We start from the raw sequence: 25,344 nt of genomic DNA, 5'->3' as shown, positions 1-25,344 counted from the left end.
GCACCATCAGCTTTCAATTTTGATAATCGCTTTGCTTTTAGGGTTGAGCCATTTGATGACTTTAAGTAGATCTTTTTCTGATATGGCTGTGCAGCCTAAAGTGTAGCGAGTTGTTTTATTTTTGATGTGTAGAAAAATGGCACTTCCCGCTCCGCTGATAATCGGTTCCTCGTTGTAGCGAATGACTACGGCATATTTATAAAGCGGGTGGGTCAGCCGTTCAAAGGATTTCCATTTGTGATGGGGATTACCAGTATAATGGATCCATTGGTTATAGTCCTTCGATTTTACGTAGTCGACCCAGTAATCGTATTTGGTGGCTTCACGAAAAGGGTACTTCATGCCGGCAGGCTTTGTACCCCAGCCAAATGACGTCCCAAGCGGATACGTTCCTTTTGGTGTTAGGCTGTCACCTTCTTTTGTTTTCCCGACACCCTTCTTGCCGATTACGGCTTGCATCGGCGAGGATACTTTCACCCATTTTCCTTTTTTCTTTTCATACCTTTGTAATGTGGCTTTCGTTTTATCCCGGGTCGAAGCCTTTACAACAATCATCTGTCCCGCAGCTGTTGCTAATTTTTTGTCACGAACACACATGGCTAACTGCTGCAGCTTCTTGCTTGCTTTTTCTAGTTTCACGTTCTTATCCTGTGTAACGTATAACCCATTTCCTAACCCTAGCAGATTGGATTGGATCGAGTAAATGGGGAATTTCTCTCCTGCTTTTGCAGTTCTTACAGTGATTTTCTTACTCCCATCCATTTTAAAAACAGTTACTTTTTTCAAAATGGTTGCCCTGGCAATTTGATAGGGCTTTATCTCGGCCTTGTCCCAACTAACCTTTGTGTCAGCCTTTACAGCTGCACACGGGTCGGCTGCCGCAGAGACTCCAAACTGGCTCGATATCCATATTGTACTAATTGCAAGCAACATAGCGATCATTTTTGCTGCCACAAAAACCCCTCCTTTGTGAAGCTTCCTTCCTTTTCACGGTTGTGACTATGGAATACTTATAATTTAATATTACCATGATTCTCTTGTTGAGGTATCTTGAATGGTCGCTATCTCGGGATGGTTCGCCAGTGGCAGGAGCTCTTTTATCATGGCCGCTATTCTGCTGTGAAAATGGGCTCACCAAACTTTGCCAAATTGGCCCAAGCCTTTGGCGAAAAAGAGGCAGAAATGAGGTGGCTGATAAGGGATTATTGCTGATAATCCCAGATAATCCTCCACTCGCCCTTTTCTTCCGCAACAAAGACCTCCTGTTTTAAGTCAAAGTTTCCGTATTTGCCCTTAAAAGTTTGCGTGACAAGAACCTTGTAAACATCCTTTAGGGCCGGTCCAGTTTTGGACATTTTCCACGTTTCTAGGTTTTCAGGTTTATCGATTGTATAGGTAAAGGATTCAACACCAAAATGATTCATGAAAACATGAGCCCGGTCCTGAATGTAATTTCCTTTGTTGAACTTTTCTTTCATCGAAGAATGGAATAACCCCCATGATTTCGAGAAGTCACCCCCAGCTTCGTACCCATAAAACTCATCAACCACCTCCTTCGCCTCGTTACCGGGCGAAAAGAAAACCCACCTCATCAACAGAAAAACGGTTAGGATGCCAGCAATCAATAAAATTCCAATAAACAACCCTTTAGAAGGAACAGACCTTTTCACGATAACAATCTCCTTTACCATCAAACACTCTAATTACTAAAGAATATGTCCCACCGTACCTAAATAGAATGGTGCCAGAATGGTGCCTGTCACGCCCCGAGAATTGTCGGATTTTGTCTTTTCTTCTTAAATACTAATAAAGTGACGGAAATAGTGGCAATGCTAATAATGGAGGTGAGAAAAATGGTAATAGATCCAAATGACCGGGCTAATCAGCTCGATGCCGAATGGAATAGTGAAGAAGTTCAAAATGAAATCATATCCACCGGAATTACTCGTGACGAGTGGGAAGCAAACAGAGCTGCAGATGTTTACAGTGATGACCATTTCGATGATGTTGACGTTTGGTAACCATATTCAAAATGCCATGGACTCTTCCATGGCTCTTTTTGAATTCGACAAATTTCGGGTGGTGCCTGTCACCGTTCACATTTCGACAAAATATGTGGCGTGAAAGGACCTAATTTAAATATAGTATAGATTAGCTAGACTTTTTATAATATAATTCTGAATATAATATCCTATTAAATTTGTAATTGCACCCAATTTCATTGCTTTAACATCATTGTTAATAAGGTGGAGAGAGATGAGAGTAATCAATGAACAAAACCTAGTAACTACCATTAAAAGAAAACCACTTTATTTTTTTATTAAACAATTAATCGATAGTTTATTTAGCCTATGTTCATTAATCATCCTTTTCCCATTATTTATCGTGATTGCTGTTTTGATTAAAATTGATTCACTGGGTTCAATCTTTTACAAACAGGAACGAATTGGGCTTGATGGCAAATCCTTTTTCATTCTCAAATTTAGAACTATGTATAGCGACGCGGAAAAGAATGGGCCGCAATGGGCCAATAAAAATGATTCGCGGATCACAGTGGTTGGCCATTATTTACGAAAATACCGAATTGATGAAATCCCTCAATTTATTAATATCTTACGCGGGGAAATGTCGATTATTGGTCCACGTCCGGAACGACCCATTTTTATTAAAGATTTCGAAAAAGAACTTCCTCATTTCCGCAACCGCCTTCAAGTGAAACCAGGGATTACCGGCTGGGCGCAAATTAATGGCGGCTATGACCTGGCTCCAAAGGATAAATTAGAACTAGACTTATACTATATTTACCACTATTCTATTTTGCTAGATTTAAAGATTATGATTAAATCAATTCCCGTTATTTTGTTCGCCAAAGGGTGGAGATAAGAAAGTGAAGCGAATTCTTTTTTACGAAAGCCGTCCGGAATGGGGCGGAGCTCAAAAATGTGAACTTGAACTTCTAGCTGCCCTCGACCATCAGGATTCGATGGAAACCTTTTTTGTGACTTCAACAGATGGACCAATGAACAGCCGTGTAAAAGCTTCTGGAAAGAACGTTACACTTATTCCCATTAACAAAACCGTAAATGGGATTCGAAAAGGACAAGTTCCAACTGGGATATTTTTTTTACTTTTTCAATTATTACAGATGATTCCTCACCTTCTTAAGGTAAGTTCCTTTATCCTAAAGAATCGGATTCACCTTATCTATACAAGTCAATTCCGCTCCCAGTTAATTATAGGCTGGCTGGCAAAAATGCTCGGCCGAAAGGTCATCTGGCATATCCACGGTGAAGAACAGCTTACTAATCCGTTGGGAAAAATATGCGTAACGATGGCGGATCAAATTATTGTCGTTTCTCATTTATTATCTGAAAAATACCAGTCACAATTTCCAAAACAAAAAGAAAAATTTATTGTCGTACATAATGGGGTAGAAATAACATCACCCGGACGGAAAAAGGAAAATCCTATGTTCACGTTAAGCATGGTCGGAACTTTAATTGAAGGAAAAAGGCAGGACCTGGCCATTTTAGCTTGTGCAGAGCTTAGGAAACTAGGCTATCACGTTCACCTAAATATCATCGGAGAGAAACCTCCATGGCATAGCGATGAATATAAACATTCACTAAACAAACTAATGAATCAATTGGATATTTCAGAATCCGTCTCCTTCCTAGGCTGGATTGAAAATCCTTGGGAACCGTTACTCCATTCAAATGTCTTCATTCTGCCCTCAGATACAGAAGGAATGCCGCTCTCTATTATTGAGGCCATGGCCTTAGGTCTGCCGTGTATTTCAACCAATGTTGGCGGCGTGCCTGAGTTAATCGAGGACGGAAAAACGGGGTTTCTCATTGGTCCGGGAAGTGCTGCGGAACTTGTTGAGAAACTAATTATTCTTCTCGAACAGCCCGTTTTGTGTGAGTGGATGGGACAGCAAGCCCTGGCAAGATATGAGGCCCATTTTACGAAGAAATCATTTGTAAAAGGAGTTGCAGGTGTCATTAACACCATTTACTCATGAAAATCCTCTATGTGATTACAGGCGCAGACATTGGCGGCGCACAAAACCATTTACTTTATCTGTCTGATTGGTTTTCCAAGAAAGGACATGATGTCCATGTTGTTCTTGGCGAGGAGGGTCCGCTCCAACAAGCGTTAGCTGAGCAAAACATTGCGGCCACCGTTATCCCCATCCCAAGAACGATTAAGTTAGCGAAAGATTTGAAAGCATTGTGGCATGTCTTTCTTTTTATTAAAAAAGGAAACTATGATATTGTCCACTCGCACAGTTCAAAGGCTGGCATCATTGCCCGGCTTGCTGGTTTTTTGAATCACACGAGTAAGAACATTTATACGGCACATGGCTTTGTGTTCACAGACCCAACCTTATCATCGAAAAAGAAAAACCTTTATTTATCGCTTGAGAAATTATTCAGCTCGATATCTACTAATATAATCACTGTTTCAAACTATGATTATCAGCAAGGAAAGACATACGGGATCAAGGAGCAGAAGATGTCTGTTATCCATAATGGGATCCCTGAGCAGGCGATCACCTCCCACTCTGATTGGCAGAAAAAGCAGCTTAGGCTTCGCGATACGGATAAAAAGGTCATTGGGTTTGTCGGCCGCTTTGTCTCGGAAAAGAATCTCGATATGCTACTCAGGCTTGCTTCCCGCTTTAACGGCCAAAAAGTAGAGTTCTGGCTGATTGGCAATGGTCCGTTATATGACCATTATCAAACGGAGATTGTAAAGCGGAACCTGCAAGCAATCGTTCAGTTAAAAGGCCATCAGGACAATGTTCTTGAATGGATGGACAACATGCATGCCATGGTAATTACCTCCCATAAAGAAGGGCTTCCCTACGTTTTACTCGAAGCATGCGGGCGGGGCCTGCCCGTCATTAGCACAGATGTTGGCGGTGTGAAAGAAGTCGTGGACCCTTATGGCACTAGGGATATCCTTGTTGACATCAACGATGATGAAGCGATGTATCGCAAACTTGTTTCATTAGTGTCAGATGATTCCGCACGTGAAGAGATGGGGAAGGTTCTTTTAGAAAGGGCCGGGGCCTTTACTGTGGAACAGATGTGTTTGGAAACGAATGAGGTTTATTTATTCAAATAAAAAAGGAAAACGAATTAGACCGATTTCTATCGTTTTCCTTTTTTAAATTTATTTTTTTGTTTGTGTGACCATCTCGAAAATTTTCATATCTTTCACCCAAACTTCGCTTACTTCTCCCCTTAAATCAATCCCTCTTACAACAAAAAATGGTCCTAAGTCAGGATGTTTTTCATTGGTTCGTCTGCTAATATTGGAAATTTGAACAATTCTAGTATTATCAAGGATAAAGTTAGTAATCTCTTTTTCGCCAACGGCAGTTTGATTCTTAGATGGCTTTGTATTTGTATTTTTTGAAGGCTTCTTTCCAGTATCAGTCTTTTGAGTTGTTTTATCTGATGCCTTATTTGCTGGTTTAGTGCTCTGAGATGTCTTATTCGTTTGATTGGTACTTTCTGTTGTCTTATCTGCTTGATCCGTGCTTTGGTCCTTTTCTGCAGCTTTATCGGTACTTTGAGTTGAGGCATTAGCCTGTTGTTTAGCTGTATTTGAATCTTTATCTTTTCCGAAGCAGCCGCTTAAACCAATTAACGAAACAGATAACATCAAAACAATGATAATTTTTCCATATGCCTTCACTTGTTTTCCCCCTACCAAAATATACTATCTAATTAGATTATAAACGTTGAACCTGCTTACATCAATGACAAATGATGACGGTCTTCTTCGACAAAATTCGGGCGGTGACAGGCACCCATTTTTACCATATAATGAAATTAGCAAATAGATTTTGGTTTATGGGGGTTAGGTCATTGGTTCCTTTGTCACTTAAGAGGAATGTGTCATATATGTTAATTGGCAATTTAATTTATGCCCTGTCCCAGTGGGGGATTATTATGGTACTGGCTAAGCTAGGTTCTCCTAAAATGGTCGGGGGATTTACGCTTGGATTAGCTGTAACAGCACCAATTATCTTAATATTTGATCTTCAATTACGTTCAGTTTTAGCGACCGATATAAAGGAAGAGTTTACATTTCGTAACTACCTTACTCTTAAGGGGATAAATAGTTTTATAGCCCTTTTCGTACTAGGGATTGTTGTACTTATAGGGGGATATACGGGACAAACCGCTTTGGTTATTTTTCTTGTGGGATTAGCTAAACTAATAGAATCCGTCATTGAGCTCCATTATGGCTTGTTTCAAAAACATGAACGAATGGATATGATTGCAAAGTCCCTCGTCATTAGAGGGTGCATTTCGCTTTTTATAATAGCCGTTCTTATCACCTTTACGAGTAACCTTTTAATAGCCGTGACAGGATTTGCAATATCCTGGCTGTGTCTACTTATCATTCTAGAGGTACCAAAGGCCAAGAGAATGGTTGCGCTTTCCCCATCAACATTAAATCTTCATTCGGTAAAACGGCTGTTTCTGACGAGTTTTCCGCTTGGATTGGTGATGATGATGATCTCTCTTTATACCAACATTCCACGCTATGTGATTGAACATATGATTGGAACCGAAGCGGTTGGCTACTTTTCTGCTCTATTTTATATCGTCACTGCTGGTAATCTTGTCATTAATGCGATTGGGCAAACGATAAGCCCCCGCTTAGCGAGTTATTTTGGTCAGGAAGAGTACACCAAGTTCTCCAAGCTATTAATGAAATTTGTCCTTTTCGGATTCATTTATGGATTGATCGGGATCATTCTGACGCTAGTGATCGGTAAGCAGGTCCTTGGAATCATCTACACAAAGGATTATATCCAATACCATCAGCTTTTTGTTTTCCTGATGATTGCCGGGACGTTGATGTACGCAGGCTCGTTTTTTGGCATTGCACTGACAGCGATGCGGAAATTTTCGATCCAGCCGATTCTTTCGATTATTTGGGTGATATCAACGATCGTACTAAGTATTCTCTTAATCCCTGCGTATGGATTAACAGGAGCGGCAGTTGTAACCATTATAACAACAGCCATACAGCTTTTAACACTTGCTATAACGGTGACGTGGTATCTTTCCCAAGCGAAAAAACATCATCGACTATCGATTCAGACCTCGAACTAACGGAGTGATATCAATGACTAATCGAGTTCTTCATGTGTTTACGGCCATGAATGTGGGCGGTGCCGAAACAATGATTCTCAATTTATACCGGGCGATTGACCGCGAAAAGGTCCAGTTTGACTTTTTAGTACATACGGAGGAAATTGGGTACTACGAACAAGAAATACTCGCTTTAGGGGGCAGGATTTTCAGACTGCCCTACCCAAGGATTAAATATATTAAAACCTATCAAAAACAATTATACCGACTCCTCACTCAAAACAAGTTTAGTGCGATTCATAGTCATGCCCATTTCTTTAGTGGTTTTATTTTGGAAGTAGCTAGGAAGGTTCTCATCCCCATCCGGGCCGCCCATAGTCATACGACATCAGACGGGAAACAACTGACTCTTCCACGACGAGTCTATCAATTATATATGAAATCAAATCTTCTAAAAAATGCAACACATACGTTTGCCTGTTCGATGACTGCTGGGGAATCATTATTTGGAAAAAGTGCGAAAACCATTGTTTTACCAAACAGTTTCAATCTTCAAGCATATGAACATGTATCGCAAAGAAATGGAGGCAAACCAGTCGATTCGATCGTAATTGGGCATGTCGGCCGATTTGACGCAGTAAAAAATCATTCGTTTTTTCTAGAGGCGTTCTATCATTTTAAAAATAAACATCCGAAAGCAGCTGCCGTACTCGCGGGCGATGGTCCTGAACGAGACAAGATCCAAGACTTGATACAATCTTATCAATTACAAGATTCCGTGAAACTGCTGGGAATTCGTTCGGATATCCCAGAGGTATTAAGCATGATGGATATTTTCCTTTTTCCTTCTAAATATGAAGGCCTTGGCAATGTTGTCATTGAGGCGCAAGCTGCAGGCGTACCATGCTTAGTATCGGATACTGTTCCTACGGATGTCGATTTATCAATGAATCTCGTAACCTTTAAAAGTTTAAATGATGGAGCAAAGGCGTGGGCAGAGGAAGTAGTGGAAATAATCAATATAAAGGAAAGGCCGGGCTGGGATGAACGAAAGAGCCATCTGGCAAAGTTCGGGTACGATGTAGTGGAAACCGCAAAATACTTAGAAAAGGTCTACAGTGGCTATTAGCATGAAAAAGACAAACTTTATTCTCTTTACGATGATTTACTTTGCTGCTTCGATTGTGCTTATGGGAAATCCTTATCATCCGCTCTCTACGGCACTAATATATACAAGATATGTCCTTATTTTATTTGCCTTTTCTATCCTAATTTTTATTTACTTTAAAAAAAATAAACGAATGACTTTTAGGTTTTCTTCCTTTTTTTCTATTTATATTTTTATTATCTGGATTTTATTTAGTTTATCTGTTGCACTATCCGAAGTGATTCACCAGTCATTCCCATTTCAAGGTTTGTTTTTTTTACTAATGGTACCCTTTATCTATTTTACGGTAATGTCCTTTATGACAAAAATAGCTGGTCTTGTTATTCATCAGGCCCTATTTACGGCTAACTTTCTTTACATCCTTATTTCATATCTTAGCAGGCCAATCGACTTTCTGCCCTATACGGGGATTGCAGCAAACCCGAATGGGTTTGGACAAATAGCAGCCATCGCCTTTATTACGGGTTTCTTTACATTAATCACTCTTTCTAAACAAAGAAGATTTGCGAAAGTAATGATAGTCGCTGCCATGATCCTGTCACTCGTTAGTGTTATTCTATCATCCAGCCGCACATCCTTTTTGGTTGTCGGATTTATTACGCTGATTATTTCTGTCCACTATATTTTTACACAGAGGAATTTTAAGCCGATTCTCATGATTAGCTTTGTCGGCTTAATTGGCTGGTTTTCTCCTATTAGAGAAATGTTTTTTAATGGAATGGTTGAAAAGTTTTCTTCGACCTATAGTGAAGGTAATTTCTTAAGCGGCCGGACAGGGGTATGGCAGGTTGTTATCAAGGATTCTTCTTTATTCGGAAATGGAGATGACTACTTTCAAAAGTTTTTTGAAGGGGCCCATAATAGTATTGTCTTTATCCTGGGGGCTTACGGCATTATTCCTGCAATTTTGTTAACCGTTTTTCTACTGTTATTAACAGTATTAGCATTCCGTTTTACCGTCCAAAAGAGACGGGACGATTTGGCGATTTTTCCACTTATTATTATTGTTACGTTTATACTCTTTAGCATGACAGAAGCAATGTTTGGATTAATCGGAAATGGAATTACAATTGCCTTTTTTCATGTTGTTGGCTTATTGTTCTTTGGCGAGGAAGTCAACAAGAAAGCTAAAACGGGGTTATCTTAGATCCTGGAGCGCAAATCAATTGGTAAGTTTAACACAACCAATCTAATTAATATACTTGGAAAGGAAAATGACTTTGGAACGTAATGATACAATTGATTTCATAAAATTTTTTGCCATCTTCTTTGTTGTATGTATTCATACGTCCCCATTCTACGACTATCAATTTGGCGGAATCGATGGTGAAAAAATCAGTTTTATCATAAATGTATTTGCTAGATTTGGTGTTCCCTACTTTTTTGTTATCTCAGGATACTTTTTAGGGCAAAAACTTATCCTAACGGGCAAAAAATCGGCGTACCTTAAAAGGTACTTACTAAAGATCACTAAACAACTTGTAGTTTGGTCAGTCTTTTTTTTCTTTTACGATTTAATCACGATTGCGCTAAAATCCCTTGTACAAGGATTAAATCTAGACGTGGAAATGAGCAATTATTTAGCCTCTGTGTTCCGTATAAGGAATTTATACTATGGAATAAACGCTGGTACATCCTATCATTTATGGTATTTAGCGGCCTTAATATGGTCCATTATCATTCTAGCTATTTTTATAAAAATGGGAAAAGTAAAGCTGCTATTAGGGATTGGTTTTATTTTGAATATAGCCGGAGTATTGGGGCAATCCTATTCCACCTTATTAATAACACCTTTGGACACAAGAGACGCCTTATTTTTCGGATTATTTTATGTAACATTAGGATACGTTCTTTCTAATAATTTTAAGTATATAAAACTTAAATTAAAGCCCTACATATGGAGCATTCTATTTTTACTATTCTCTTTTTTACAGATTCTTGAGGGTGAACTTTCCGTTTCTCGGTTAAATGGAATTTGGCAAAACTATTACTTTTTTACCCTTCTAACAATAATAGCTTTAGTATTATTTGTCCTTACTAATCCAAAGATAAACCATGCCTTAGTTAATAAGGTCGGGGCAAATTCAGTTGGAATTTATGTGATTCACCCCTTATTTATTAGTTTAAGTTACAGTGTAGTAAATATTCTTCATTTAAAAGGCATTACGCACACTTTAATCTGGAATCTATTATTCACTCCGTTTATTTTTATCATTTCTTATTATAGTTATCATTTTTTGCAAGAAATAAAATCGGGGTTTAGGAAATCACTACGTTTTTGATAAAATAATGAACCTATATGACGACGGTAGGGGCTTGCCATTCTATTCCGGGCACAACAGAAAGGACTGGTATTCTGTACCAGTCCTTTTTTCCATCTATTCACGTGGTATTAACCACTAATGATGATAAAAATCATACGTATTCTCTTTAATGATTTTTGCCGGTACCCCGCCCACAATGAGATCATTTCCAATACTTTTCGCCACACTGCTATTCGCTAAAATAATGACATTATTCCCTACCTCAATATCGCCGATAATCGAAGCATTGCAGCTTAGAAAGACGTTATCCCCAATCACTGGCGATTGAAGATTTTTGTAACTCATTCCGACCGTACAGCACTGATGAATGGTAAAGTTTTCACCAATCTTTGCATTCTTTGCAATCACTATGCTTGTACAATGTGGGATGGATAAACCGCCCTTTATCTCCGCCTCAGGATGGATTTCTACACCGGTAATGAACTTAAACGGGACATAAAGCATCAGGAACAAAGCTCGATACAATAAGCGCCAAGGGATACCTTCCTTTTTATAAAGGTAATTTAGTAGTCGATAAATAAAACAGGCATATACACCTGGAAAGTAAAAGAACACTAGGGCTATTTGGAACCCCTTAAAATGACCATAATTTCTTGTAAAGTCTTTCGAAAAGTTGCTCATTCGTAAAACCTTCCTAGCAAAAATTTATTGTGCGTACCCACTATTTCATTTAAATATTATTAACTATTATACTTCCTATATATGGCGTAGGCTACCACTATTACAACATTCGACAAAATCCGGGTGGTGACAGGCACCGCTCACGGCGTAAAAAAGCATCTGCTATGTCAACAGATGCTTTTTCACTATTCTTAAGTTAGCTTGCAGGCCAAATCGATTCTGCCCATTCAGGGTGATCAATAAATGGATTGCGATTGCCTTGAATCGATTCAATCACATCATTTCTGTGCTTTTCAAAGGCATCTGGTGGATCCATTTTGCTCCATTGAAGAAGTACAGCTTTTTTCCCGTGGAATGGTGTTGGATACGTGTTAACCTTGTCAGCTAGCTCAAGGTTAAGTTCGCCGCCATCGCCTTCATAACGAACATCCATATACATGAGCATTCTAGCAACGTCACCTTTGACGCGATTAGGCGGCTCAAATGAATCACTATCATAGAAACATCCCTCACACTCACCTTGAGGTTTGCCACCGTTATCAAAATCTAAATGGCCGCGTGTGCTGTTTACAGATGCGTCTGTTGGACGTAAATGGTGAATATCAGTACCAGGTCCTACACTTGTTCCAAAGTTGCCATGAGACTTTGCCCAAACATGCTCACGATTCCAGTCGTTTACACCAGATCCGAACGTCGTTTTTGCTTGCGAACGACCAGTGTAAAGCAGGATAACATTGTTTGGATTTTTCGGATCTTCATCTGTTTGCTTTAATGCCTCTGTTACTGCAGCATACGTTAATTTCTTTTGTGTTTTTATAATATTGTGCAAGGCAAGTTTTAGGTCTGCCCCTGTTTTTCCAGCTGCTGGCTGGTAATAGGCTTCCACATCGTTCCCTGGTCCAGCCGCAGCAGTTACTGTTACCGTAAATGATGCACTAACTGTTTTCGTGCCGTCATTTGCGGTAACTGTTACGTTTACAGTTCCTTCGATTGCCGTCGGAATCGTTAAGGTCGATCCTTGAACAGTGCCCGCAGTCGATGTGTACGTTAATGGATCACCATCTGGGTCGGAAAAATGGTTCGTTAGATTAATGGAAACTGGTGAACCGACTTGAACAGACACATTTGGCAATGCTGTCGCAACCACAGGTGCTTGATTTACCTGTGGTGCCGTTACTGGAGAGTTGATAACTTCTCCAGCAACATTTGCAAATTTGATTTTAGATGTGTCGACACCGTCCTTCACTGTCCACTTTTGAACCTTTTCAACGCCTCTGATTTGACTGATATTCGCGTTCGCAATGACGACTTCTTTTACCTCATTGCCGCCAAGGTCAATCACAGCTCCCTGTGCGGATGGGCTAAGCGTGATGACCGTGTTCTTTAAGCCAGCACCACTTAACTTCGCATATGAACCTGTTAACACAATACCTTCTGTAATAACAGAATCTGCGCTTACGGTAATATCAGCGCCTACATTGTTTACCGTTAATTTCTTCGTTTTAAATCCGTTTAAGTTGTAAGCCTTTGTTCCTGCCGGCGGTGTAACTGGTGGTAAAACTTCCCCGCCTGCTGCTTTTAATTGTGTTTGAATGAGTATTGGATCATGGTCACTTGCACGACCATGCACATCCATGAAACCAGAGTTAATGTGCAAAATGTCGATTGTTGTATTCGGAACCATATTGTTCGTAACTAAGACTTGGTCTAATACTTGCGCGTTACCTTGGTATGAGTAATTGTAACGTTGATTAGCAGGCACCTTGTCAATCATGTCGGTCATTTCGTTCCCTTTAGCAATCTCTATCGTTTTAGTGAATTCAAAATCATTGAAGTCTCCTAGTAAGACAACATTTGCGTTTGCATCTTTTGCTTTCACATTTTTAACGAAGTTATTAACAATCGCTGCAATTTTATGTCGTTGAATTTCACTGCTTAATACTGGTGGCTGCGTTTTCCCGAATAACGGTTGGTCGCCGCCTTTAGAGTTGAAGTGGTTAGCCACCACAATGATGCTTTGCCCTTGGAAATCAAATTGAGCTGCAAGCGGCTTGCGGCTTGAATTAAACGCAGAATTTGTTGGATCAATACGTCCTGGGTTTAATGTCAACTTACCATTTTCAAAGCCAACTGCTTGTGTCGATGTTCCTTTTTGCGCACCTGCTGTTAACGAAACGCGGTCTTTATTATATAGGAAGGCAACTCGAATGTTCCCGCCTGGTGCACCGCCATCTTGATTGTTAACCGGCACTACTTCTGTGTAAGCGTATGTTGGTCCGCCAAGAGATTTAACCTTGTCAATAATCTTTTGCGCACTTTGCGCACCATCAACTGTGCCGTTGTCTGTTTCACCGTTATTATCTTGGATTTCGTTCAATCCGATAATGTCAGGACTTTTCATTTTGTTAACAATGGCATCACCAATTTTTGTTACTTTATCATCTGGAGTAACGGTTGAGAAGTTCTCAACGTTATACGTTCCAATCGTTAATTTGTCAGCTGCTGGTGTAATTTTCGTTGCAGCGCGAACGATTGGTGTTTCTGTTAATTTTGGAAGACTTGGTTCTTGGGTCATCACCTTAAAGTTACTGTAACCGTAGTTGACAATACCTTTAATCGCACCCGTATAATAGTCGCCCATTTTTGCGCGGTATGATTTATTGGCAGTCGAACCATTTCTTACATCGACACCAATCCGGTCTGGGTTTGTATTAGTTGCTGTAATTCGTAATCCTCCTGGCTCAATGTTGGTTGGATACGTACTAGGAACAACCCAAACTAATCCATCTTTTTGAAGGGCAATGACTTTTCCGTCATCCACTTGTACATACATACCTTCAAGGCTTTCCCAGAAATCAATCGCATCTTCTTCTGGATCAAACTTAGTAAATTGGTCATTGTCAATGATTTCCGGTGGAGCAATGCGGTCTACGCCAAGTTTGATTGGTGCTGGAAGTGGAGCTTTTCCATTTTTCGTAATCGTTGTCGCTTCAATTTCTGTTATCGTTAAATCTGTGGAAGATTTCTCAGCATAGCCTTCACCGTAATATTCTGTTACCTTACCAGTAACCTTTACGACGTCACCAATGGAAACACCGTGGGCTGATTTAAATACTAGAATACCATCTGAAGTGCTGTCATCACCGTCACCATTAAGGTCTTGGATGAAGAAGCGGCTAGTTCCATCAATATACGTAACAACACCCTCTACATCTGTTACGGTTTTGCCGTTATAAGGGGATGTATGCGATTTACCTTGGATATCATAGATGTGGATCGCTCCATCTTGAATCACGTAAGCAAATGTGGCAACAGGACTATTTGTCATTCCTGCTTTCACCGCAACTGCTTTAATTGTTGTTGCCTTGTTAATCACGATTGGCTGCGAATATACTAGGCTAGCTGAAGTTGGTTCACTGCCATCAATAGTGTAATGAACGGCGGCACCAGCTGTTCCCGTTGCTAAAGTTACCTCAGTACCTGCTTTCACCATCCCCGAACCCGGAGTAGCAACAACAGATTGGACAATACTTGAGTCTTGAATAATGTCGCCTGCATTACGTGGTAGTAATTGGTACACTCCGTTGAATGCACTAAGAACTCCGCTAATTTCTTCATAGGTTGTGCCAGTTGTTAGCAATGCTGCATCTGCCGGGCGAACTTGGAAGCTTGTCCCATCAGCATCTGTGGCAGTAAAGTTACCACCTGAGAATGCGCCGACTGTCACATTTTTAACTTTTACAAGTTTCGCTTCTTTGCTTTCTTGCAAATCAGCCGCTTTAAGTAGTTCAGCAGTCGGAACGGCCTCTGTACCCGTTACGACGATATCTTCATGATTGGCTTCGATTTCAAGCAAGGTTGAATACTCTGTTAATTTTCCTGATACCGTAATCTTATTCCCTGGTTGAATCGTTGTGCTGTCAGTTGGTGTGTACGCAACAATTCCCGCTGTCGCATCTTGGAAGTAAATCGCTCTTCCTATAACAGCAGTAACGACACCGCTCGTTTGCACGTTCGATTGCAGATCCATAGCTCTTACTTCTGCAATGGTATTTGCTTGTAAAATGGTATAAGCAAATGTGGCAACATCACTGTTATCTAAACCAGCTTTGATGGCAACCGCTTTGATTGTTACAGCTGCATCGACTTTAATTGGAGCTTTATATTCAGTGCTTGCCGCCGTTGGCTCAGTGCCATTAGTAGTATAGTAGATTTTTGCATCCGCTGTTGCTGTCGCTAAAGTAACTGTCGTTCCAGCTGCCACAGCACCTGCTGCAGGTGTCGCTGTTACTTCACTTACTTTCGTTGGATTCGTTACATTAACGAATTCCATCGCTGTCGCATTTTTTAATCCAGGCATTAAATTATAGGCTAATAAGTCTCCAGAAATCAGAACTTTTTTTCCAATATTCGTCGGATTGGACTGTAAGCCGTGTGTTGATCTAAAGTTTGTTGGAATCTGAACATTAAGCATTTTTGCTTTATCTGTTTCTGAAGGTGAATCTGCGATGGAATAGTTGAAATCAGATGAGAATTTTGACGGGTCTTGCGTTATTGCATTGCTTCCTGTTGCAAAGGCAACAATATAACCTTGAACGGTCGCTTTACCACCGGCAGCGTTTTTTGCTATGGCTTCTGCAACGGAAATAGCCTCTGCGGCTTTTGAAACATTTTGAAAAGGAACGAACAGACTAAATAGTAAGGCAAAAATTAATGTCACATTGAATATCTTTTTCTTGCTCTTATAATTCATGTTAACCTCCATAGCTAGCTAGTTTTGTCAGGCAAAGCTCCTAAGCTTTCATAAGGAGCTTTGCCAAGTATTACTTAATCTTCGAAATTTGTATCGCCTTCAACTGTGATGTTGGATAGTTCTACACCAGTGTTGCCTTTAAGTGTAAGGTTGCCCTTTACCGTTGCGTATTCAAGCTTTGTAACACCAGTTACATCGACAACAACATTTCCGTTATAAACCTTCGGATTTGCTGCTGTACCGCTGAATGTTGCTGCAGGAACTACTTGTGGAACTACGTTTACGATACGACCTTCCACCTGAGCATTAACCGTTTTGTTTGGTTGTGCCGCGATATAGTCGTTAAACATTTCCCAATCCACATACCCAGGCTCACTTACACGGCCTTCTTTGTAAGCTTTTTCGAACATGGTGAAGCCGTCGCCGCCTTTAGCTGTAAAGACGTTTGTTGCCACAAAGTAGTGTTTAGTAAGATCTAAGGCTGTATAGCTTCCATCCTTACCCTTCACTTCAATGGTTTGAATTTTTTGACCAGCTGGTTTTGAGCTGTCATACGTGAATTTCATACCAGATACATGTAAGAAGCCGCCAAATGCAGTAGCAGGAGCATCCTTCACGCTGTATTCAAGAGCCTCTTTAATTTCACTGCCTTTTAAATCCATAATGCCCAAAGTATTTCCGAATGGAAGAACCTTGAATACATCAGCTACTGTAATGTTACCAGCAGGAAGAGTGACACGAATTCCACCGCCATTTTGAACGGAAATTAAAGTGTCAGGGTTGATAGATTGAGCTTTTGCAAGCATACCGTCAGTAATGAAGTTACCAAGGTTTGTTTCTCTTGTACGTGCTAAAGGATTTCCACCTTCTAAGGCAACCGCTGCTGTCCCAACAACTGTATTTTCCTTTACCTGAACAGCTGGCTTGTATTTTGTGTTTAGAATTTGCAGTGTAGCTGCATCTTCTGAATACTTGCTAATGTCAAGTAGTTTTCCAGTTGTTTCTGGAACGATTACTTTACCTGCTGCGTCAAAAGTTACATCTAAAGTTCCTAAGAACTTGTTGTATTCATTTGCTTGAACGATAACTGTTGGTTCATCGCCCGTTTTATCAAACACAGGTGCATCAAGTTTAGTGTGGGAGTGTCCGCCAACGATGACGTCAATACCTTCAACTTGTTTCGCTAGTTCCAAGTCATTGTCCCATACAACAGAGTCATCAAAACCAATATGTGTAAGGGCAATGATTTTGTTAACGCCTTGTGCTTCTAGTGAAGCAACAGATTTTCGTGCTTCCTCGAGATAATTTTTGAAATCAACGCCATCTCCAGGACTTGAGATTGTTGGTGTTTCAGCTGTTGTTAAGCCAAAGATACCGATTTTTTCACCATTTACAACTTTGATAATGCCGTTATAAATTTCTCCGCCTTTAGGGTTGTCCGTTGTAACATCCTTATGGTAGCGGGATTTCAAATTAGCATCGTTTGTAAAGTCAACGTTTGCGCTGACAAATGGGAAAGAAGCCTCTTTGACAAAGTTAGATAACACTTTAGTACCCTCATCAAACTCGTGGTTTCCAAAAGTCATCGCATCATAGCCAGCTAAATTCATAAACTCTAAATCTGCTAAACCTTTAAATTCATTGAAATACAATGTTCCTGAGAACACATCACCTGCATCGAGTAATAATGACTCCGGTTTTTCTGCACGAACAGACTTAATCGCGGTCATTTTTTTCGCCACGTTAATATTATTCGTCGCATTATCCACGTTTGCGTGTGTGTCGTTAGAATGCATAACATTCAGGGTAAATTTCTCGTTAGCTTGTCCTGCTAATACATCGATATTGAATTCTTTTGTACCATTTACGGTAAATTCTTTATTTAATTCGTACCATTTACCTTCCGTGCTAAGCCAAATACCCTCCAGCACATAGCTTCCGTTTGGTAATGTTGTGCTGTAAATACCATTTGTATCTGTTTTGATGTCATACCATTTTTCTTTATCAGCAGTGCGAACACTGAATGTAACGTTAGCTAGCGCTTCGTTACCCTTCTTTAATACACCGGTTACGTTCGGTGAAATGACGCCAGTTCCATCTTTAAGAATGTCAATGTTTAATTGTAATGATCCAGTAACTGTAAAGTCTTTTTTAAGCTCGTACCATTTGCCTGCGGCACTATCCCAAATCCCATCAATAGTGTAAGAGCCATTTGGCATTCTTAATTCAAAGTTTCCGTTTGTATCTGTTTTAGCGTCATACCAATTCACTTCGCCAGATTTTGTGTGGAGACTGAAAACAGTATTACTTAATGCTGATGTTCCTTTAGTTAGTTTTCCAGTCACATTGAAAACGCCAGCAATATCAATTTTTAATTCAGTTGCCCCTTCAAGTTTTCCGTCCTTCATTGTGAACGCTTGATTGAGCACATACCATTTTCCAGCTGCAGCATCCCAAATACCATCTACTTGGTAGCTTCCATCAGCTAACTTAAAGTTGAATTTACCATTTTTATCAGTTGTAGCATCATACCATTTTCCATCTGTACTATGTACACTAAATGGAAGCTGTGCTAATGCTTGTGCACCATTTTTAACAAATCCAGTTACATTCCAAGTTCCTTCAGCTGGATTGAGTGCATCAATTGTTAATTCATGTAATCCATCTACTAATCCATTTTTAATCGTAATGGTTTTTCCAAGTGGATACCATGTAGGTGCAACCCAAATTCCTTCTACTTTGTAAGTACCATCTGCTAGATTGTGAGTAAACACACCATTTTTATCAGATGTATAGTCATGCCATTGGTTTGTAGTAGTATTCATAAAGCTAAATGTTATGTTTGCTAGAGGCTCATCGCCCGCTACCAGCGTTCCTTTTCCAGGTACTGCATTTGGATCCGGCTGCGGTTCTTGAGGTGCTGCTGCTTCGGCTTTAAACTCGATTTCACCCATGCGGTCCGTCCCGCCAGCTGCAACTGTACCTCCACTGATCGAAGTTTCTGAGCTTTTAATCCATCTTACTTGGACTAAGTCTTTATCATTTGTTTCTTTCGGTAATGCTACATTTGCTAAAACTCCACTAGTCCAGTTACCTGCAACCGTTACAGCAGCACCTGGAACATCCACCCAAGTGGAATCGTCTAAACTATATTGAACTTTGAAATCTTTTGGTCCCGTACCAGAACCATATTGTTTTGATGATAGAGTTATATTTTGATAGCCCTTTGTTGATATGGACACCTTCCAAAATGAAGGATTCACTGTCCATGTTGTAGAGCTAGGGACTTTAAATGCACCAGGTCCCCCCACATAGGCTGCTTCAAGTTTCGCACCCGTTATAGACAATGTTTTGCCTACGTTTGCATCTAGTCCGGATGTTGCTTCGAGATTACCTTTATTAAAATCCCACTTCGCCAAAGACACTGACTCGGTGGCCGCGCTTACATTGAGCGGTACCACCATCGCTAACAGCATAATGGCTGTCAATACCAGGCTGATCCACTTTTTAGATCTGTTTAAACTTTTAGTCACGGATGAATTCCCTCCAAAATTAAGAATGTTTAACACTTACTGCCAACATGAAGAATTCCAATTCTTCCAACTCACCCCTCACTTTCCAGATGTTATAGATTACTATTTTAGTTTATAACTTATTTCGCCGTAATTCTACATGTTTCAATTAATCTATTTAATATTTACACAATATTTATTTATTTTAGGTCTAATGACCTATATATAAATAAATAAAATAGATAAAATACCCATATATTAGATGAGAAACCGTTTCATTAATCCCTCGCCTTTGGGTCGTTTCTCCTAATCTAGCAAGTTAAGAAATACATATTTCGACAAATTTCGGGTGGTGCCTGTCACCGTAGCGGTCACCGTCGCACGCTTCATCCATAGCTGAATATAGTACATTATTGAAAAAATTGCCTAGGAGAAGATACGGATGATTATCCATGTTGTAAGCAGGGGAGAGACATTGTGGCAAATTGCGAGTCGTTATCGTGTGAATATGAATGAAATTGTGCAAATAAATGCGTTACCAAATCCCAATCAGTTGGTGGTCGGGCAATCGTTAGTGGTTCCCAAACCCGGTACAACTCACCAAATTAAATACGGGGATACATTATGGTCAATCGCACAAAAATATGGTGTGGCGATTTCGGCGATTACCCAAGCAAACCCCATGACCAACCCAAACCTTTTATATCCCGGTACAACTCTATTTATTCCAGCTTTAACGCATATGGTTAAAAGCGGTGAAGCTTTATCGAAAATTGCTCTCCAGTATGGTACCACTGTTCAGGCAATCGTTAGTGAAAATCAACTAGTAAATCCAAACCAAATCAACACCGGGATGCAGCTGGTCATCCCAAGAGCAAAACCAGCCATTGAAGTAAATGCCTACACGTATCAAACTGATGAAGATGGAGCCAAATCCATTAATGACATTGGTCATCTGCTCACTTATTTCAGTCCATTTGCCTATAAAGTCATGGAAGATGGAACATTAAGTCCGATTAAAGATACATTAATGATTGGCGCAGCCTTAGCTAAAAACGCCGTACCAATGATGTCGATTACCAATTTCACTTCCACTCAAGCAGGATCAAATGTGGCTCATCTCATTTTGTCCAGCCCGGAAATACGGGAAAAGATCCTCACAAACGTTCTACAGGTAATGGATACTAAAGGATATAAAGGCTTAAATACTGATTTTGAAAATGTGTTACCAGCTGATCGTGAATTTTATAATCAGTTTCTTCAACTGGCTGTTGACCGTTTGCATCCAAAAGGGTATTTTGTCTCCACTGCCCTTGCACCAAAAGTGAGCGCTACTCAAGGCGGGCTGTTGTATGAGGCACATGATTATGAGGCACATGGAAGAATTGCCGATTTCGTAGTGCTTATGACGTATGAATGGGGGTACCGGCTTGGACCGCCCCAAGCCATCTCTCCAATCAATCAAATGAGAAAGGTTGTCGAATATGCCCTCTCGGTTATGCCGCCTGAAAAAATATTTTTAGGGTTCCAAATTTACGCAAGGGATTGGCTGACCCCTCATGTTCAGGGCCAGGAGGCCGAGACATTTAGCCCGCAAGAAGCGGTAAGACGGGCGGTAAAATACGGAGCTTCCATTCAATATGATACAACAACTCAATCTCCATTTTTCCGCTACACAGATGAACAGGGCCGCGGTCATGAAGTTTGGTTTGAAGATGCCCGAAGTGCTCAAGCGAAGTTTGATATGGTCAAACAATATAACCTCCGTGGTGTCAGTTACTGGGCATTAGGCTATCCATACCCGCAGAACTGGGCATTGTTGGATGATAATTTTACGATAAAAAAACGAAAATAACGATGTTGAAAAAAAGAAGTGCAATGCCTTAAAAAGCGTTGAACTTCTTTTTTTCAAATCATCATGGCGTGGCACCATTTGGCACAATGTTCAACAAAATTCGAAAGCATGGTGCCTGGCACCAGCCGTGACATTATAGTGGTGTCAGGCACCATGACAGGCATCAAAATCTATGCTAAACTACTGGGGACAAACGGATCAAAGGGTGATTGACATGAGGGTATTCCGGACAAATCTTCCAAATGGCAATGGACAGAATTCCACTTCCATGAGCGAGTTTACACAGTATAATTACAACGTTTTGTTTGAGAGACTGAAACTCGTTTCATATATGCTGATTTTCACCTACCCTGCTTTTTTCGTCGTTGACTTTTTTCTATTAAAAAACTTAAATCACCCCACTTATAAATGGGTGCTTGCGGCTGTGCACATAACAGGCCTTGTCATCTCCCTCCTTTTTATGTTCATCTATCGCACCAAGAAGGGATCCAAGAGTTTTGTCGTTAATTGCTATATCTTGTTATATTTATTGTTGGGGGCAGTCTCTTCCATCAATAGTCAATTGTTTACCGGAAATATTTACGTCTATCTTATTATTTTATTTGGGGTTGCTGTGGTCATCCCGATTCAGCCTAGAAAACTATTAATTCCAATTATCGGTATCCATGGATTTTTTGTTACAGGTTTAATCCTTATTGAACAAAATGATTTTTCGCTGTTAATCAAGCTTATTAATTCGACAGGTACTGCTGTGATTTCTTTTATGATAGCCGTAATTTTCTATACATTTCGTAAAAATGATTTTTCAAACAAAATGAAACTAAGCAGGAATGAGGAAAGTTTTCGAAGATTATTTCATCTGAATCCAAATCCGTTAATCCTGACAAAACTTTCGAACGATGAAATCCTGCTCATGAATCATCAGGCAATCGCCTACTATCAGCTCGAAGAAAAAGACATCGCACAAATGAATACCAGTTTCCTTTATAACAATCCTGAGGAAAAAGCAGATATTTTAAGCAGGCTAGAAGAGCAGAAAGTCCTGAAAAACTATGTAACGGCGCAACAAATCTCGCCTAATCTACGAAAATGGTCGATGCTTCATTTCGAGTTAGTGGATTACTTGGACGAAAGCTGTCTATTAATTGGGACAACGGACATTACCGCGATGAAAGAAAAGGAAGTTGAGCTATCGAAGCACGCTTCGCTGGATGCACTGACAGGGGTTATGAATCGAAGAAGTGGCATCGAGCTGTTGCGCAAGCATTTGTCACTTGGGACGCATGCGCAACAATTTATTCTCATGTTTATTGACATTAACAATTTAAAAAAAGTGAACGATCGCTACGGTCATTCCATTGGCGATGACCTAATCAAGACATGCTGTGCGACCATGAACCAACATATTGATCTCAACGATTGTCTCTTCCGCTTTGGCGGGGATGAGTTCATTATTGTCTTTTTTAATAAGCAAATGGAAGACGTCGAGCTGGTGTGGGACAACATTAGAATGGAATTCCAGTCCATCAATGAGATCAACCAAAAGCCTTACAAGCTCTCGGCAAGCTATGGATGTTACCACTATAAATCCGATACTCCTATTACGCTGGAGGAAATATTTGAACTGGCGGACCAAGACATGTATAAGAATAAGCATATTTATAAAACAAAACACACTGATCAGCTGACACCCCTGGGATAAGGTGCCGTTATTGGCAATAAGACAGTTTTACTGGCGGATAGTCTAAGTTTACTGGCGGAAAGATGTTTTACTCAAGAATAGTAGCTTCTATATCCCTCAAATAAAAAGGCCGTAATCTCAACCTTAAAGATTACGGCCTTTTCTTTATTAAATCTTTTCCTGAAACCAGTTCCCAATGTAATTCAAGCGGCCTATACGCAGGCTTGGCCTCCCACTCCTAGACAACTCATGATTTTCCTCGGGGAAGCGGACAAACTTCGCTTGCTTTCCTAATCTTTTCAAAGCAATAAATAATTGCTCGGCCTGCTCAATTGGGCAGCGGAAGTCCTTTTCACTGTGCAGAATCAACAACGGTGTTTCTACCTTTTCAACATAGGCAAGCGGTGAATGTTTCCAAAGCGTTGGGAGATCACTTAAATCCGCTGCTATCTGCCACTCCGTGAAATAATAGCCGATATCACTGACGCCATAAAAACTAATCCAGTTCGAAATGGACCGCTGGGTCACTGCTGCCTTAAAGCGGTTCGTATGGCCGACAATCCAGTTTGTCATGAAGCCGCCATAGCTTCCGCCCGTCACTCCCAGTCGACTTTCATCAATGAACTCATATTTTTCTAAAACATAATCAACGGCCAGCATCAAATCTTGATAATCACCGCCGCCGTAATCGCCGCGAACGGCGTTGACGAATTCCTGGCCATAACCATGGCTGCCCCTTGGATTCACGTACAAGACCGCATACCCTTGTGCCGCCAAAATTTGAAACTCATTCATATAGGTATTTCCGTACATCGCATGCGGACCGCCATGGATTTCTAGGAGTAACGGGTATTTTTTTCCGGCCTCAAAACCAACCGGCTTCATCAGCCAGCCGTGAATTGTCTGGCCTTTTGCGCCTTCAAATTCAATTGGTTCAGGCTTGGAAAGAACCATATCCATTAACTTATTTGCATGGGTAAGTTTTTCAAGCGAAGGGTTCCCTATTAGTGGTAACAAGTACAAATCACCAATTTCCGTTGGAGTACTGATTGCCACGAGCGCCCTGCCCGATTCCGAATGAAGCGATAACCCATACACATGCTGCTCGCCAACATACACCGGCTCAATTTTGCCAGTCACACTGCCATAGTAAATATTCGTATTTCCCTGTTCTGATGCAAGAAAATAGAAGCCTTGGCTATTACTCGTCCACAATAATCCAGGCGAGGCCGCTCCCTGCTGGAAATCCCCAACCATATAATCACCCACGGCAACATCCCAATCGGATGTTAAACATGAGAATTTCCCCGTATGGACTTCATAAAGCCAGATTTTGGGCTGTGTTGCATTCTCAAATTCACGCCCATGCCCAAACATACCCAGATAGTTCCCGTCTGGCGACCAGGACACGTTTCCAAAATAGCCGCTTCCATCCGTTACAGGGGTAAATTCTTTCGACTCTACATTTAAAAAATAAACATCATATGTAAACGACAAATCAGCATCTTCTGATAAGTCGGCACCGACTGCGAGATTCTTCCCATCTGGTGACCAACAATAGAGATTCACATCATACTCACCATCGGTAAGTTGTGTTAATTCCCCGCTTAACACATCGACCATCGCAATTTGCTTGAAATCTCCCTGCCAAAAGCCGGCGGAATCCGATTTATACCTCATTTTCGTCACTTCAAGCGGCACCGGCTTCGCTTGCTTTTTTTCTTCCTCTTTGTCAAAAATGGTACCAGTGGATTTTAATGAGGTGGTGAACGCCAGCTTCGTTCCATCCGGAGACCAAACCGGATTGCTGACTCCGCTTGGCAGAAACGTGACTTGCCTAGCCTCGCCTCCGTTTACGTTTAAAAGATAAATCTGGTTTTTACCGCTCCGATTCGATAGAAAAGCGAGCTCTGTTCCATCCGGCGACCATCTTGGTGCATGATTTCTCCCTTTTCCAAACGTCCATTGGACCGGCTGCCCGTCCTTTTCAAGTGTCTGGTAAAATAAATGGGCTTGATACTCATCCGCCTCTTTATCAATCGTTGTTTGCACATAAACAAATGACTTTCCGTCAGGGGAAAACTGTGGGTTCACCACCGATTTCAATTGAAATAAATCTGCCGACTCCATCCCTCTTTTTGCTGCCATCATCAATACCTCCAGTTCTAATAATTAGTACTCTTAATTATTTCGACACTAGAAATAGTTTTCCTGCTAAACGGTGCCTGGCACCGCCCGAAATTTGTCGAACTGAGTGGTGCCTGGCACGCCCCGAAGTTTGTCGAACTGAGTGGTGCCTGGCACGCCCC

General features: G+C 40.7%; 18 protein-coding genes. 11 read left to right on the top strand and 7 right to left on the bottom strand.

The annotated features are described in order from the left end of the window. Window positions 1–6: 6 nt before the first annotated feature. Window positions 7–954: a L,D-transpeptidase family protein gene (locus BSO02S_RS28000; protein WP_235846917.1), complete on the bottom strand. Its 948-nt coding sequence runs from the start codon at window positions 952–954 to the stop codon at window positions 7–9. 96 nt (window positions 955–1,050) lie between these two features. On the opposite strand from BSO02S_RS28000, the gene BSO02S_RS26355 reads away from it, so the two are divergent. Then, entirely contained in the window at window positions 1,051–1,212 is a 162-nt protein-coding gene (locus BSO02S_RS26355; RefSeq protein ID WP_235846916.1) for a thiamine pyrophosphate-dependent enzyme, read from the top strand. Here the strand turns inward: BSO02S_RS26355 and BSO02S_RS12425 are convergent. Continuing rightward, on the bottom strand, window positions 1,203–1,670 hold the full coding sequence (locus BSO02S_RS12425) for a hypothetical protein (RefSeq protein WP_235846915.1): 468 nt from the start codon (window positions 1,668–1,670) through the stop codon (window positions 1,203–1,205). The two genes, BSO02S_RS26355 and BSO02S_RS12425, sit on opposite strands and share 10 nt — an antisense overlap. Before the next feature lie 183 nt (window positions 1,671–1,853). Between BSO02S_RS12425 and BSO02S_RS27080 the strand changes: the two genes are divergently transcribed. From BSO02S_RS27080 to BSO02S_RS12410, 4 genes are all read left to right on the top strand, one after another. Next, complete coding sequence (locus BSO02S_RS27080; protein ID WP_157081456.1) at window positions 1,854–2,021, top strand: hypothetical protein; 168 nt, start codon at window positions 1,854–1,856, stop codon at window positions 2,019–2,021. A gap of 184 nt (window positions 2,022–2,205) precedes the next feature. Then, window positions 2,206–2,883 carry an exopolysaccharide biosynthesis polyprenyl glycosylphosphotransferase gene (locus BSO02S_RS12420; protein WP_084375001.1) on the top strand — a complete coding sequence of 226 codons (678 nt, stop codon included), beginning with the start codon at window positions 2,206–2,208 and terminating at the stop codon, window positions 2,881–2,883. 4 nt (window positions 2,884–2,887) lie between these two features. After that, window positions 2,888–4,024 (top strand): glycosyltransferase family 4 protein, encoded by a 1,137-nt coding sequence (locus BSO02S_RS12415; RefSeq protein WP_066067300.1) that lies wholly within the window; start codon window positions 2,888–2,890, stop codon window positions 4,022–4,024. 11 nt (window positions 4,025–4,035) lie between these two features. Beyond that, window positions 4,036–5,133, top strand: coding sequence for a glycosyltransferase family 4 protein (locus BSO02S_RS12410; protein WP_169802748.1), 1,098 nt, complete (start codon window positions 4,036–4,038; stop codon window positions 5,131–5,133). A 48-nt stretch (window positions 5,134–5,181) separates the two neighbouring features. Here the strand turns inward: BSO02S_RS12410 and BSO02S_RS12405 are convergent, their stop codons facing one another. After that, on the bottom strand, window positions 5,182–5,709 hold the full coding sequence (locus BSO02S_RS12405) for a hypothetical protein (protein WP_066067293.1): 528 nt from the start codon (window positions 5,707–5,709) through the stop codon (window positions 5,182–5,184). Window positions 5,710–5,780: 71 nt separating this feature from the next. On the opposite strand from BSO02S_RS12405, the gene BSO02S_RS12400 reads away from it, so the two are divergent. From BSO02S_RS12400 to BSO02S_RS12385, 4 genes are all read left to right on the top strand, one after another. After that, complete coding sequence (locus tag BSO02S_RS12400; protein WP_084375000.1) at window positions 5,781–7,142, top strand: oligosaccharide flippase family protein; 1,362 nt, start codon at window positions 5,781–5,783, stop codon at window positions 7,140–7,142. Between the two features lie 13 nt (window positions 7,143–7,155). Beyond that, on the top strand, window positions 7,156–8,250 hold the full coding sequence (locus BSO02S_RS12395) for a glycosyltransferase family 1 protein (protein ID WP_066067287.1): 1,095 nt from the start codon (window positions 7,156–7,158) through the stop codon (window positions 8,248–8,250). Between the two features lies 1 nt (window position 8,251). After that, window positions 8,252–9,436, top strand: coding sequence for an O-antigen ligase family protein (locus BSO02S_RS12390; RefSeq protein ID WP_066067284.1), 1,185 nt, complete (start codon window positions 8,252–8,254; stop codon window positions 9,434–9,436). A gap of 73 nt (window positions 9,437–9,509) precedes the next feature. Further along, on the top strand, window positions 9,510–10,571 hold the full coding sequence (locus BSO02S_RS12385) for an acyltransferase (RefSeq protein WP_066067281.1): 1,062 nt from the start codon (window positions 9,510–9,512) through the stop codon (window positions 10,569–10,571). A gap of 117 nt (window positions 10,572–10,688) precedes the next feature. Here BSO02S_RS12385 and BSO02S_RS12380 read toward each other — a convergent pair whose 3' ends face one another. The 3 genes from BSO02S_RS12380 to BSO02S_RS26350 form a co-directional block, all read right to left on the bottom strand. Next, window positions 10,689–11,234 (bottom strand): serine O-acetyltransferase, encoded by a 546-nt coding sequence (locus tag BSO02S_RS12380; RefSeq protein ID WP_066067278.1) that lies wholly within the window; start codon window positions 11,232–11,234, stop codon window positions 10,689–10,691. 196 nt (window positions 11,235–11,430) lie between these two features. Beyond that, window positions 11,431–15,987 carry an endonuclease gene (locus BSO02S_RS12375; protein ID WP_066067275.1) on the bottom strand — a complete coding sequence of 1,519 codons (4,557 nt, stop codon included), beginning with the start codon at window positions 15,985–15,987 and terminating at the stop codon, window positions 11,431–11,433. A 74-nt stretch (window positions 15,988–16,061) separates the two neighbouring features. Further along, window positions 16,062–19,520, bottom strand: a complete 3,459-nt coding sequence (locus tag BSO02S_RS26350; protein ID WP_235846913.1) for a 5'-nucleotidase C-terminal domain-containing protein — start codon at window positions 19,518–19,520, stop codon at window positions 16,062–16,064. A 421-nt stretch (window positions 19,521–19,941) separates the two neighbouring features. Between BSO02S_RS26350 and BSO02S_RS12365 the strand changes: the two genes are divergently transcribed. After that, on the top strand, window positions 19,942–21,354 hold the full coding sequence (locus tag BSO02S_RS12365; protein WP_066067271.1) for a glycoside hydrolase family 18 protein: 1,413 nt from the start codon (window positions 19,942–19,944) through the stop codon (window positions 21,352–21,354). A gap of 214 nt (window positions 21,355–21,568) precedes the next feature. Continuing rightward, on the top strand, window positions 21,569–23,056 hold the full coding sequence (locus BSO02S_RS12360; protein WP_066067268.1) for a GGDEF domain-containing protein: 1,488 nt from the start codon (window positions 21,569–21,571) through the stop codon (window positions 23,054–23,056). Window positions 23,057–23,203: 147 nt separating this feature from the next. Here BSO02S_RS12360 and BSO02S_RS12355 read toward each other — a convergent pair whose 3' ends face one another. Then, window positions 23,204–25,183: a S9 family peptidase gene (locus BSO02S_RS12355; protein WP_066067265.1), complete on the bottom strand. Its 1,980-nt coding sequence runs from the start codon at window positions 25,181–25,183 to the stop codon at window positions 23,204–23,206. Between the last annotated feature and the right edge of the window lie 161 nt (window positions 25,184–25,344).

It is taken from the genome of Neobacillus soli NBRC 102451, assembly GCF_001591665.1.
GTDB classification, from domain to species: Bacteria; Bacillota; Bacilli; order Bacillales; family Cytobacillaceae; genus Neobacillus; species Neobacillus soli.
Note: the sequence above shows the minus strand (reverse complement) of the source record. Positions and strands in the feature narration are given on the sequence as shown.